Consider the following 11,589-nt stretch of genomic DNA (forward strand, 5'->3'; position numbering starts at 1 on the left):
CTCGCTCACATCCGGAAGAGGCCGAAGCGCGGCTCGGGCAGCGGCGCGCGGCTGACGACGTCGAGGGCGAGGGCGAGCACGTGGCGGGTATCGGCCGGGTCGATGATTCCGTCGTCCCAGAGGCGGGCGGTGGCGTAGTAGGGGTTGCCCTGGGCCTCGTACTGGGCGCGGATCGGGGCCTCGAACGCCTCTTGCTCGTTGGCCGGCCAGTCGTCGCCGAGCTGGTCGCGGCGCACGGTCGAGAGCACCTTCGCGGCCTGCTGGCCGCCCATGACCGAGATGCGGGCATTCGGCCACATCCAGAGGAAGCGCGGCGAGTACGCCCGCCCGCACATCGAGTAATTGCCGGCGCCGAACGAGCCGCCGATCACGATGGTGAGCTTCGGCACGCGCGTGGTGGCGACGGCGGTGACCATCTTCGCGCCGTGCTTGGCGATGCCGCCCGCCTCCGCGTCGCGGCCCACCATGAAGCCCGAAATGTTCTGCAGAAACACGAGAGGGATGCCGCGCTGGTCGCACAGCTCGATGAAGTGCGCGCCCTTCATGGCCGACTCGCTAAACAGCACGCCGTTGTTGGCGACGATGCCGACCGGGTGACCCTCGATGCGCGCGAAGGCGGTGACCAGCGTCGTGCCGTAGTCGGGCTTGAATTCGCTGACGCTGCCGGCGTCGACGATGCGGTCGATGACGAGGTGCACGTCGTAGGGCGTCTGCACGTCGGCGGGCACGACGTCGAGCAGGGTCGCCGGGTCGTGGGCCGGCTCGTCGGCGGCGGCACTGACGGCCCACGCGGGCTCGCGCGGCGGCGGCAGGGTGGCGACAATGTCGCGCACGATCTCGAGCGCGTGGGTGTCGTCGTCGGCGAGGTGGTCGACGACGCCCGAGGTGCGCGCGTGCAGTTCGCCGCCGCCCAGCTCCTCGGCGCTGACGACCTCGCCGATGGCGGCCTTCACGAGCGGCGGGCCGCCGAGAAAGATGGTGCCCTGCTCGCGCACGATGACGGTCTCGTCGCTCATGGCCGGCACGTACGCCCCGCCCGCCGTGCACGAGCCCATGACGCACGCGATCTGCGCGATGCCCTCGGCGGATGCACGCGCCTGGTTGAAGAAAATGCGCCCGAAGTGGTCGCGGTCGGGAAACACCTCGTCTTGCAGCGGCAGGAACGCCCCGCCCGAGTCGACGAGGGCGATCGACGGCAGCCGGTTCTCGAAGGCGATCTCTTGCGCACGCAGGTGCTTCTTGACCGTCAGCGGGAAGTAGGTGCCGCCCTTCACGGTGGCGTCGTTCGCGATGACCATGACGGGGCGGCCGTGCACGAGGCCGATACCGGTTATGAGCCCAGCGCTCGGCGCGTCGCCGCCGTAGAGCCCGTCGGCCGCGAGCGGCGCGATCTCAAGAAAGGGGCTGCCCTCGTCGAGCAGCCGGTCGACGCGTTCGCGCGGCAGCAGTTTGCCGCGCGCGACGTGGCGTGTGCGTGACGATTCGCTGCCGCCGAGCGCCGTCTGCGCGAGCTTCTCGCGCAGCTCGGCGACCAAATCGGCCATGGATGCACGCGGGGCGGCGGCCGCGGACGTCGCGTTCGCGTCGGGCTCGGCCGGAGTGGTCTCGGCGGGTGCGGAGGTCGACATTGACTACTCCCCTTGTCGCTTGTGGCGTCGGGGCCGGCTCGGCCGGTCGGTTAGTGGTGACTAACTGACCCAAATGTTAGTCACGACTAACTGGAATGTCTACACTGGCGCACATGAGCATCGTCGTGTCGCGCGAGCAGGCCAAGGCGGAACGTCGCCGGGCCCTGCTTGCCGCCGCCGCTCAGCTGTTCGCCGAGCGCGGCTTCGAGCGCGTCTCGCTCGACGACCTGGGCGCCGCGGTCGGCGTCAGCGGGCCGGCCGTCTACCGTCACTTCGCGGGGAAGCAGGCGGTGCTCGCCGCCCTGCTGGTCGATGCGAGCGCAGGCCTCCTCGACGGAGCGCGCGCGGTGCTCGCCGACCATGACACGAACGCGAACGGCGCAATGCGTGCGGACGGCGACGCGCGCGCGGACGCCGCGTCGAGCATCCCGGATGCGCGTCAGGCGCTGCGCGCGCTCGTCGCCTTCCACGTCGCCTTCGCCGTCGAGAACCCTGACGTCATTCGCGTGCAGTCGGCCGACCTCGAGAGTCTCGCCGACGCCGACCGCCGCACGGTCCGCGGCCTCCAGCGGCAGTACGTGGAGCTCTGGGTCGACGTGCTCGAGTCCCTGCACTCGGGCGAGCAGCGGTCGCTACTGCGCACCCGCGCCCACGCGGCGTTCGGGCTCATGAACTCGACCCCGCACAGCGCGCGCGGTGCCGCCCGCGACACCCGCGCGGTGCTCGCCACGATGGCCGAGGCGGCCCTCAGCCCCGAAGCGAGCTAGTCGCCGTCTCCCCCGTCGAGGGGAGATAGCGCGTCGCCCTGCTCGGCCGCACTCGGCTCGGGCGCCGCCACGAGCGTCACCGACTCGGTGTGCGGCGCGCCACCCGCGGGCAGCTTCGCCTCGCGCAGAGCGCGATCGATGGCGTCGGCCAACTCAGCAGTCGTGTCGTTGTGCGCGGTCATGACGTCACGCTACGCCTGCGCCGACGGCGGCGCCAGGGTGCCGCTCAGCCGAAGTGGCGGCGGCGAGTGGCGTCCTGCACCTCGCCGACGAGCTCTTCGAGGATGTCTTCGAGGAAGAGCACGCCGACGGTCTGCCCCTCAGTGTCGACCGAGCGCGCGAGGTGCGAGCCCGAGCGGCGCATGAGGGCGAGTGCGTCTTCGAGCTCGGCGCTCGCGAGAATCGACACGAGTCGGCGAATGCGCTTCGGCGGCACCGGATCGTCGAACTCGTCCTCGGGCAGGTCGATGACGTCTTTCAGGTGCAGGTAGCCGGTCGGCTCCCCCGCCTCGTCGACGAGCACGTAGCGACTGAAGCCGCGCTGCGCGACGCCGCGTTCGACGTCACTGCCGGACGCGTCTTCCGGGAGGGTGACCAGCGCATCCATCGGTACGGCGACATCGCCGACCGTCTTCGTCGTGAATTCGAACGCGGCGCTGAGCGCCCCGCTCGCGTCGTCGAGCACGCCCTCGCGGGTCGACTGCCGCACGATCGTCTCGACCTCGTCGAGCGTGAAGGCGCTCGTCGCCTCGTCCTTCGGCTCGACGCCAAAGAGGCGCAGGATGCCGTTGGCCGTCGCGTTGAGACTCCAAATGATGGGGGCCAACAGTCGGGCAACCGCGACGAGGGGCGGCGCGAGAATCAGCACGGCCCGCGTCGGCAGTGAGAACGAGAGGTTCTTTGGCACCATCTCGCCGAGCACCACGTGCAGGAACGACACGATCAAGAGGGCGATGATGAAGGCGATCGTCGACACGACCTCCTCCGACAGCCCCGTCAGCGCGATCGGGATCTCGAGAATGTGGTGGATCGCCGGCTCGGAGACGTTCAGGATCAGCAGCGAACAGACGGTGATGCCGAGCTGACTGGTCGCCAGCATGAGGGTTGCCCGCTCCATTGCCCAGAGCGCCGTCTTCGCGGCGCGCGAGCCGGCTTCGGCCCGCGGCTCGATCTGCGAGCGCTTGGCCGAGATGACGGCGAACTCGGCGCCCACGAAGAACGCATTGCCGGCAAGCAGCACGACGAGCCAAACGAGGCCCCACCAGTCGGCCGAGGTGATCATGCGGCACCCCCAGCGAGCTCGGCGGGGGATGCCGGAACGGCAGTCGGCGTAAAGCGCACGCGGTCGATGCGGCGGCCGTCGAGGCGCTCAACGCGGAACACGCCCTCCCCGACCTCCACCGTGTCGCCGACGCGGGGCAGGCGGCCGAGCTCAGCCATGAGCCAGCCGGCGACGGTTTCCCACGGGCCGTCGTCGGGCACGTGGACTCCGGCTCGGTCCGCGAGCTCGTCAGGGCGCAGGATGCCCGGGAAGGTCAGCCAGTCACGCGCGCGAACGACGTCAACCATCGCCCGGTCGTGCTCGTCGCTCACCTCGCCGACGAGTTCTTCCACGAGGTCTTCGAGAGTCGCGACGCCGGCCGTGCCGCCGTACTCGTCGACGACGACGGCCATCTGGTACCCCTGGCCGCGCAGTTCGGTGAGCAGCGTGTCGAGGCGCATCGTCTCGGGCACGCGCAGCGCCTCCGACATTAGCGCCGAGGCGGGGACGTCGCCGCGACGGTCGTGCGGCACCGCGACCGCCTGCTTGATGTGCACGATGCCGATCACGTCGTCGAACGATTCGCCGACGACGGGGAACCGCGACAGGCCGGTGCGCCGAGCCGCCGCGATCACGTCGAGCGCGGTCTCGCCGCGCTCGACGCTCACGAGCCGGGCGCGCGGCGTCATGACGTCTTGGGCGGTCAGCTGCGAGAAGGCGAGCGTGCGCGACAGCAGGGTGGCGGTGTCGGCCTCCAGCAAGCCGTGCTGCGCCGAGCGACGCACGAGCGACGACAGCTCTTCGGCGGTGCGCGCACCGCTCAGCTCTTCCTTGGGGTCAATCCCCATGGCGCGGAGGATGCGGTTGGCGGTGCCGTTCAGCACCCGAATCGCGGGACGAAATACGGCCGTGAACAACCACTGGAAGGGAATGACCACCTTCGCGGTCTGGCGGGGCAGCGCAAGGGCGAAGTTCTTGGGCACGAGCTCGCCGACGATCATCGACAGCAGGGTCGCGACGACGATGGCGGTGACCGACCCGACGGGGCGCACGGCGCCCTCGGGCAGCCCGAGCGCGAGCAGTGGGCCGGCGAGCAGGCGCGAGATCGCGGGCTCCATCGTGTAGCCAGTGAGCAGCGTGGTCAGCGTGATGCCCAGCTGCGCGCTCGACAGGTGTGTCGAGGTGATCTTGAGGGCGGCAATGGTCATGCCGAGGCGCGTTTCCCCGCGCTCGCGCCGCGCCTCGAGGTCAGAGCGGTCGAGGTTGACGAGCGCGAACTCGCTCGCAACGAACAGGCCCGTGCCGATCGTGAGCATCACGCCGACGGCGAGGAGTAGCCACTCGTCGCCGAGTAGTTCAGCACCCACGGGTGACCCTCACGATGTCGAGGGTCGCGCTAGACGGAGGCTCCATAGGCTGACGAGTATAGGTCGCGGTCGGCTCACCACGACACGGGAAGCGCCTTGCCCTCCTCATAGCCCGCCGCCGACTGCACCCCGACGACGGCGCGCTCGTGGAACTCGGGAAGGGTGGCCGCGCCGGCGTAGGTCATCGAGCTGCGCAGACCCGAAGTGATCATGTCGAGCAGGTCGTCGAGGCTCGGCCGCTGCGGGTCGAGGTAGATGCGCGACGACGAGATGCCCTCGGCGAACAGCGTCTTGCGGGCCCGCTCGAAGGCGTCGAGGCGGTGGAAGCGTTGCTCGACAGCCTTCGTCGAGGCCATGCCCCACGAACTCTTGAACCAGCGGCCCTCGTCGTCGGTTTCGATCTCACCGGGCGCTTCGAGGGTGCCGGCGAACCACGAGCCGATCATGACGGCGGATGCACCCGCGGCGAGCGCCAGGGCGACGTCGCGCGGGTAGCGCACTCCCCCATCGGCCCAGACCCGTGCGCCGAGCGAGCGCGCGGCCTCGGCCGTTTCGAGCACGGCCGAAAACTGCGGGCGCCCCACGGCCGTCATCATGCGGGTCGTGCACATGGCGCCCGGCCCGACACCCACCTTCAGGATGTCGGCGCCCGCGGTCACGAGGTCGCGCACCGCCTCGGCGGTCACGATGTTTCCCGCAACGATCGGCACGCCGAGCTCGGCGGCCGACACGGCCCGCAGCGCCTCCAGCATCTGCTCTTGGTGCCCGTGGGCGGTGTCGAGCACGAGCACGTCGACTCCGGCCTGAACGAGCGCCCGCGCCCGGGCAGCCGCATCGCCGTTGATGCCCACCGCCGCGGCGACCCGCAAACGGCCGTGCGCATCCACCGCCGGTCGGTAGAGCGTCGCACGCACGGCGCTTCGCGCACTCAGCGAGCCGACGATGCGACCGTGGTGGCGCACCGCGACGGCGCCGACGCCGGCCGCGTCGATGAGATCGAACGCGCGCCGCGCATCCGTCACATCGTCGTCATCGATCGACGGAACCGGATCACCGACGAGGTCGCCGACGACCGCATCCGGCAAGACGTGCCGCAGGCGCGATGCCGGGATGCACGCGGTCGGCTCACCGTCGGAATCGACGAGCGTGAGCAACGCGCCCTCCGTGTCGGGGACCCGCCGTCGGGCCTCGCCGACGGTCGTCTCGGCCGACACGGCGACGAGCGGATCGAGCATGGTCGGCGCGGCCTTCACGGCGTGGATCGCCGCGTCAAGTTCTTGCAGGGGCAGGTCTTGCGGGAGCACCCCTAGGCCGCCGCGACGAGCGAGCGCCGCGGCGAGGCGCGGGCCCGTCACCGAGGTCATGTTGGCGGCCACGATCGGCGTTTGCATGCCCGTCGGGTCGTCGACGGCGAGGTCGACGCCGAGGCGGCTTCCGGCCGCAGAATGCTGCGGAGTGAGGAAGACGTCGGAGTAGGTCAGATCGTGGGCGGGTGTCTCGTTCGCAAAGCGCACATGACCACGGTACAAGCGTGGCCGATGCGGCGCTCGGCTGGGCACGAACCGGGCGTTGGCGGTGCGCCGAGGCGTTAGGCTTGCTCGGTGCCGCCATCGTCGGCGGCCTGTCGAGAATTAACCCTCCAGCAGAAGCGAAAGTGGGCGGTCGGCTGTGTCAAGCCACGTGTCCGGTACGGGTGCCGAGGGCGGCGCCTCCGGTGAGTTCGGTGCTAACGAATGGCTCGTCGATGAGCTGTACGAGCAGTACCGCGAGAACAAAGAGTCGGTCGACCCCTCGTGGTGGCCGATCCTCGAAAAGTACGAGCAGTCGTCCACCGAGCGGGCGACCGCGAGCGCCCCGACCGCTGTCGCGGTTGCAGAGGCCACACCGGTGACAGCCACCACGGTCACCGACGACGACCCCACGACGGCGCTGCCAAGCGGGTCGACGGGCGGCTCGGTCGGCTCGGTCAGCATCGGCTCGGCGCCCGTGACGGGCAGCCAGCCGGTCGCGAAGACCACCTCGATCGCTCCGCAGCCCCAGCCCATTCCGGCGCAGGCACCCGCCACGGCCCCCGCTCCGGTGGCCGACGAGGCGGCGGCAGAGAAAGAAGACGAGGTCACGCCGCTGCGCGGCATGGCGAAGACGCTGGCGACGAACATGGATGCGTCGCTGACGGTTCCGACGGCAACCAGCGTTCGCACGATCCCCGCCAAGCTGATGATCGACAACCGCATCGTCATCAACAACCACCTGAAGCGTGCCCGCGGCGGCAAGGTGTCGTTCACCCACCTGATCGCGTGGGCCATGGTGCGGGCGCTGCGCGAGTTCCCGAGCCAGAACGTCTACTACGACGAGCACGACGGCAAGCCGGTCGTCGTGACGCCGGCCCACATCAACCTCGGCATCGCGATCGATATCCCGAAGCCCGACGGCACGCGTGCCCTACTGGTTCCCGGAATCAAGAAGACCGAGTCGATGACGTTCGGCGAGTTCCACGCCGCCTACGAAGACGTCGTGAAGCGCGCCCGCGACAACAAGCTCGCCGCTGCCGACTTCCAGGGCAACACGATCTCACTCACGAACCCGGGCGGCATCGGCACCGTGCACTCGGTGCCGCGCCTCATGAAGGGGCAGGGCGCCATCATCGGTGCGGGCGCTCTCGAGTACCCCGCCGAGTTCCAGGGCATGTCGCAGGCGACACTCGCCGAGCTCGGCGTCGGCAAGACGATCACGTTGACGAGCACCTACGACCATCGCGTCATTCAGGGCGCCGGCAGCGGCGAGTTCTTGAAGAAGGTGCACGAGCTGCTGATCGGTCAGCGCGACTTCTACGAGGGAATCTTCGCCGACCTGCGCATCCCGTACGACCCGATTCACTGGGCGCAAGACATTCACGTTGACCTCGCCGACGAGGTCAACAAGACGGCGCGCGTTCACGAGCTGATCAACTCGTTCCGGGTGCGCGGGCACATGATGGCCGACGTCGACCCGCTCGCCTACCAGCAGCGCAGCCACCCCGACCTCGACATCTCGAGCCACGGCCTCACCTTCTGGGACCTCGACCGCGAGTTCGTCACCGGCGGCTTCGGGGGCAAGCGCACGATGCTGCTGCGCGAGATTCTCGGTGTGTTGCGCGACACGTATTGCCGCACGGTGGGCATCGAGTACATGCACATCCAAGACCCCGAGCAGCGACGCTGGTTCCAGACGCGGCTCGAGAAGCCGTACCAGAAGCCGACGCACGATGAGCAGATGCGCATCCTGGGCAAGCTCAACCAGGCCGAGGCGTTCGAAACCTTCCTGCAGACGAAGTATGTCGGCCAGAAGCGCTTCAGCCTTGAGGGTGGCGAGTCGCTGATTCCGCTGCTCGACGAGGTCGTGCAGCAGGCCGCCGACAACGAGCTCGACGAGGTCGCCATCGGCATGGCGCACCGCGGTCGCCTCAACGTGCTCGCCAACATCGCGGGCAAGACGTACGGCCAGATCTTCCGCGAGTTCGAGGGCACGCAAGACCCCCGCAACGTGCAGGGCTCGGGTGACGTCAAGTACCACCTCGGCACGCAAGGCACCTTCACCTCGGCGACGGGTAAAGAGATCGAGGTCTACCTCGCCGCGAACCCCTCGCACCTCGAGGCCGTCAACGGCGTGCTCGAGGGCATCGTGCGCGCCAAGCAAGACCGCAAGGGCGACGGCAAGTTCGGCACGCTGCCCGTGCTCGTGCACGGCGACGCGGCCATGGCCGGCCAGGGTGTCGTGTTCGAGACCCTGCAGTTGTCGCAGCTGCGCGGCTACCGCACGGGTGGCACGGTGCACGTGGTCGTCAACAACCAGGTGGGCTTCACCACGCCCCCCGGCGAGGCGCGCTCGTCGATCTACTCGACCGACGTCGCCAAGACGATCCAGGCCCCGATCTTCCACGTCAACGGGGATGACCCCGAGGCCGTGGTTCGTGTCGCCGAGATCGCCTACGCCTACCGCGCCGAGTTCAAGCGTGACGTGATCATCGACCTCGTCTGCTACCGCCGCCGCGGCCACAACGAGGGCGACGACCCCTCGATGACGCAGCCGCTCATGTACAACCTCATTGAGGCCAAGCGCAGCGTGCGCACGCTCTACACCGAGGCGCTCGTCGGCCGCGGTGACATCACCGAAGAAGAGTTCGAGAACGCGCACAAAGACTTCCAAGACCGCCTGGAGGTCGCGTTCGCTGAGACGCACGCCGCGCAGACCGGCTCCATCCCGGTCGTCGGCGGCGAGACGCCGTCTGACGAAGGCCTGGTTGGTGAGCCGGAAACGACCGGCGTTGACATTTCGGTCATTCAGCACATCGGAGACGCCCACGACAACCCGCCCGCCGGCTTCACGGTGCACACGAAGCTGCAGGCGATGCTGAAGAAGCGCGTCGAGATGAGCCGCAACGGCGGCATCGACTGGGGCTTCGGCGAACTGCTCGCCCTCGGCTCGCTGCTCATGGAGGGCACGCCGGTGCGCATGGCGGGTCAAGACTCGCGGCGCGGCACCTTCGTGCAGCGCCACGCGGTGCTGCACGACCGCTCGAACGGCCAAGAGTGGCTGCCGCTCGCGAACCTCAGCGAGAACCAGGCGAAGTTCTGGATCTACGACTCGCTGCTCAGCGAGTACGCCGCCATGGGCTTCGAGTACGGCTACTCGGTCGAGCGCCCCGACGCGCTCGTGCTCTGGGAGGCGCAGTTCGGCGACTTCGCCAACGGCGCGCAGACGATCATCGACGAGTTCATCTCGTCGGCCGAGCAGAAGTGGAACCAGCGCTCGAGCGTCGTGCTGCTCTTGCCGCACGGCTACGAGGGCCAGGGCCCTGACCACTCGTCGGCCCGCATCGAGCGCTTCCTGCAGCTCGCGGCAGAAGACAACATGACGGTCGCGCGCCCTTCGACGCCGGCGTCCTACTTCCACCTGCTGCGCCGGCAGGCCTACGCGCGCCCGCGTCGCCCGCTGATCGTCTTCACCCCGAAGGCGATGCTGCGTCTGCGGGGCGCCACCAGCGAGGTCGCCGACTTCACGCAGGGCCGCTTCGAGCCCGTCATCGACGACGCGACGGTCACTGACCCGCAGTCGGTGCGCCGCGTGCTGTTCCACTCGGGCAAGATCCACTACGACCTGAAGGCGGAGGTCGCGAAGCGCGAGACGCAGGGCGTCGCCCTCGTGCGCGTCGAGCAGTTCCACCCGCTGCCCGCCGAGCAGATCGCCGCCGTCATCGAGCGCTACCCGAACGCCGAACTGGTGTGGGTGCAAGACGAGCCCGAGAACCAGGGCGCCTGGCCGTTCTTCACGATCGAGCTCGCCAAGCGCGGCATGAAGAGGGTGCGCGTCGTCTCGCGCCCCGCCTCGGCCTCGCCGGCGACCGGCTCGTCGAAGCGCAGCGCCGAAGAGCACGCCGCGATCATGGACGCGGCGCTCAGCGACTAGTCGCGAACGCGAACGGTCCCCGGATGCTCGAGCGAGTATCCGGGGACCATTTGCGTTAACGCGTGATCGACCCGCGTCGCAGCGTTCCCCCGCGTGGGCGCGCGCTACGGGCGGTTGTCGAGGTTCGAGATTGCGCCGAGAACGAGGCTGCGCAGCTCGTCGGGTGCCTTCTCTTGGCAGGCCTCTTTGACCTTGTTGGTCAGGGTGAGGCCGACGAGGTGCTCAGCCGAGCAGTCGTCGCAGTTGGCCATGTGGTCGCGGATGTCCTGGCACTGCTGGGGGCTCAGCTCGTTGTGCAGGAACTCCTCGAGCTCGGCCTTGGCTTTGTCGCAGCCGCAGTCGGTCATGTCGTGCTCCTGGTGGGTGTCGGGCTTGTCGAGTCGGGGAGGGCGTACCCGCGTTCGCGGGCGTAGTCGGCGAGTTTCTCGCGCAACTGGCGGCGCCCGCGGTGCAGGCGGCTCATCACGGTGCCGACGGGGGTCTTCATGATGTCGGCGATCTCTTGGTAGGCGAAGCCCTCAACGTCGGCGAGGTAGACGGCGAGGCGGAAGTCTTCCGGGATTTCCTGCAGCGCGTCTTTCACGGCGCTCGCGGGCATCCGATCGATGGCTTCTGCTTCGGCCGAACGCCCCACGGTCGAGGTCGCTGACTCGGCGCCGCCGAGCTGCCAGTCTTCGAGCTCTTCGAGCGCCCCCTGGTACGGGTTGCGCTGGTTCTTGCGGTACTGGTTGATGAAGGTGTTCGTGAGGATGCGGTACAGCCACGCCTTCAGGTTCGTGCCCTGTTCGAACTGGGCGAACGCCGCGAACGCCTTCACGAACGTCTCTTGCACCAGATCGGCGGCATCGGCGGGGTTCTTCGTCATGCGCATGGCAGCGCCGTACAGCTGGTCCATGAACGGCAGAGCCTGTTCTTGGAACAACGCGCGCTTGGCCGCAGCCTCGTCAGTCATCGTGCGCCAGTGTACTGACGACGCAGGGGGTACCGACCGTGCGTGGGGTACCGACGCAGCACGAACCTCTACGGGCGCGTCGGTCGTGAGCGTTGCGGTCATGCACCCTCCCGGCGTCCGATGGATCTGGTCCCGCCGACCGCGTGTGGGCCGACTACCCTGATAACCG

At 69.0% G+C, this 11,589-nt stretch carries 9 protein-coding genes; 2 read left to right on the forward strand and 7 right to left on the reverse strand.

Annotated features, from left to right (window positions below; all coding sequences use genetic code 11):
• Positions 1 to 5: 5 nt before the first annotated feature.
• Positions 6 to 1,544, reverse strand: coding sequence for a carboxyl transferase domain-containing protein (locus EV141_RS03000; protein WP_241969042.1), 1,539 nt, complete (start codon positions 1,542 to 1,544; stop codon positions 6 to 8).
• 197 nt (positions 1,545 to 1,741) lie between these two features.
• Here EV141_RS03000 and EV141_RS03005 point away from each other — a divergent pair, with 197 nt between their 5' ends.
• Positions 1,742 to 2,395, forward strand: coding sequence for a TetR/AcrR family transcriptional regulator (locus EV141_RS03005; protein ID WP_130484474.1), 654 nt, complete (start codon positions 1,742 to 1,744; stop codon positions 2,393 to 2,395).
• Here EV141_RS03005 and EV141_RS03010 read toward each other — a convergent pair.
• From EV141_RS03010 to guaB1, 4 genes are all read right to left on the reverse strand, one after another.
• Complete coding sequence (locus EV141_RS03010) at positions 2,392 to 2,577, reverse strand: hypothetical protein (RefSeq protein WP_130484475.1); 186 nt, start codon at positions 2,575 to 2,577, stop codon at positions 2,392 to 2,394. The two genes, EV141_RS03005 and EV141_RS03010, sit on opposite strands and share 4 nt — an antisense overlap.
• A 44-nt stretch (positions 2,578 to 2,621) precedes the next feature.
• Complete coding sequence (locus EV141_RS03015) at positions 2,622 to 3,677, reverse strand: hemolysin family protein (RefSeq protein ID WP_130484476.1); 1,056 nt, start codon at positions 3,675 to 3,677, stop codon at positions 2,622 to 2,624.
• Entirely contained in the window at positions 3,674 to 4,972 is a 1,299-nt protein-coding gene (locus EV141_RS03020; RefSeq protein ID WP_130484850.1) for a hemolysin family protein, read from the reverse strand. The genes EV141_RS03015 and EV141_RS03020 overlap by 4 nt, the downstream gene beginning before the upstream one ends.
• A gap of 125 nt (positions 4,973 to 5,097) precedes the next feature.
• Entirely contained in the window at positions 5,098 to 6,537 is a 1,440-nt protein-coding gene (guaB1, locus tag EV141_RS03025; RefSeq protein ID WP_130484477.1) for a GMP reductase, read from the reverse strand.
• 154 nt (positions 6,538 to 6,691) lie between these two features.
• On the opposite strand from guaB1, the gene EV141_RS03030 reads away from it, so the two are divergent.
• Complete coding sequence (locus EV141_RS03030; protein ID WP_130484478.1) at positions 6,692 to 10,468, forward strand: multifunctional oxoglutarate decarboxylase/oxoglutarate dehydrogenase thiamine pyrophosphate-binding subunit/dihydrolipoyllysine-residue succinyltransferase subunit; 3,777 nt, start codon at positions 6,692 to 6,694, stop codon at positions 10,466 to 10,468.
• Positions 10,469 to 10,572: 104 nt separating this feature from the next.
• Here the strand turns inward: EV141_RS03030 and EV141_RS03035 are convergent, their stop codons facing one another.
• Together EV141_RS03035 and EV141_RS03040 are read right to left on the reverse strand one after the other, a co-directional pair.
• Positions 10,573 to 10,815: a zf-HC2 domain-containing protein gene (locus EV141_RS03035; RefSeq protein ID WP_130484479.1), complete on the reverse strand. Its 243-nt coding sequence runs from the start codon at positions 10,813 to 10,815 to the stop codon at positions 10,573 to 10,575.
• Positions 10,812 to 11,420, reverse strand: a complete 609-nt coding sequence (locus EV141_RS03040; protein WP_198675490.1) for a sigma-70 family RNA polymerase sigma factor — start codon at positions 11,418 to 11,420, stop codon at positions 10,812 to 10,814. The genes EV141_RS03035 and EV141_RS03040 overlap by 4 nt, the downstream gene beginning before the upstream one ends.
• Between the last annotated feature and the right edge of the window lie 169 nt (positions 11,421 to 11,589).

The sequence above is a fragment of the Microcella putealis genome, from assembly GCF_004216575.1.
Taxonomy (GTDB): Bacteria; Actinomycetota; Actinomycetes; order Actinomycetales; family Microbacteriaceae; genus Microcella; species Microcella putealis.

Bases quoted from the DNA above. Each gene is read 5' to 3' on its own strand.
- EV141_RS03000 (WP_241969042.1), bottom strand. From the start codon at position 1,544: ATGGCCGATTTGGTCGCCGAGCTGCGCGAGAAGCTCGCGCAGACGGCG.
- EV141_RS03005 (WP_130484474.1), top strand. From the start codon at position 1,742: ATGAGCATCGTCGTGTCGCGCGAGCAGGCCAAGGCGGAACGTCGCCGG.
- EV141_RS03010 (WP_130484475.1), bottom strand. From the start codon at position 2,577: ATGACCGCGCACAACGACACGACTGCTGAGTTGGCCGACGCCATCGAT.
- EV141_RS03015 (WP_130484476.1), bottom strand. From the start codon at position 3,677: ATGATCACCTCGGCCGACTGGTGGGGCCTCGTTTGGCTCGTCGTGCTG.
- EV141_RS03020 (WP_130484850.1), bottom strand. From the start codon at position 4,972: ATGCTCACGATCGGCACGGGCCTGTTCGTTGCGAGCGAGTTCGCGCTC.
- EV141_RS03035 (WP_130484479.1), bottom strand. From the start codon at position 10,815: ATGACCGACTGCGGCTGCGACAAAGCCAAGGCCGAGCTCGAGGAGTTC.
- EV141_RS03040 (WP_198675490.1), bottom strand. From the start codon at position 11,420: ATGACTGACGAGGCTGCGGCCAAGCGCGCGTTGTTCCAAGAACAGGCT.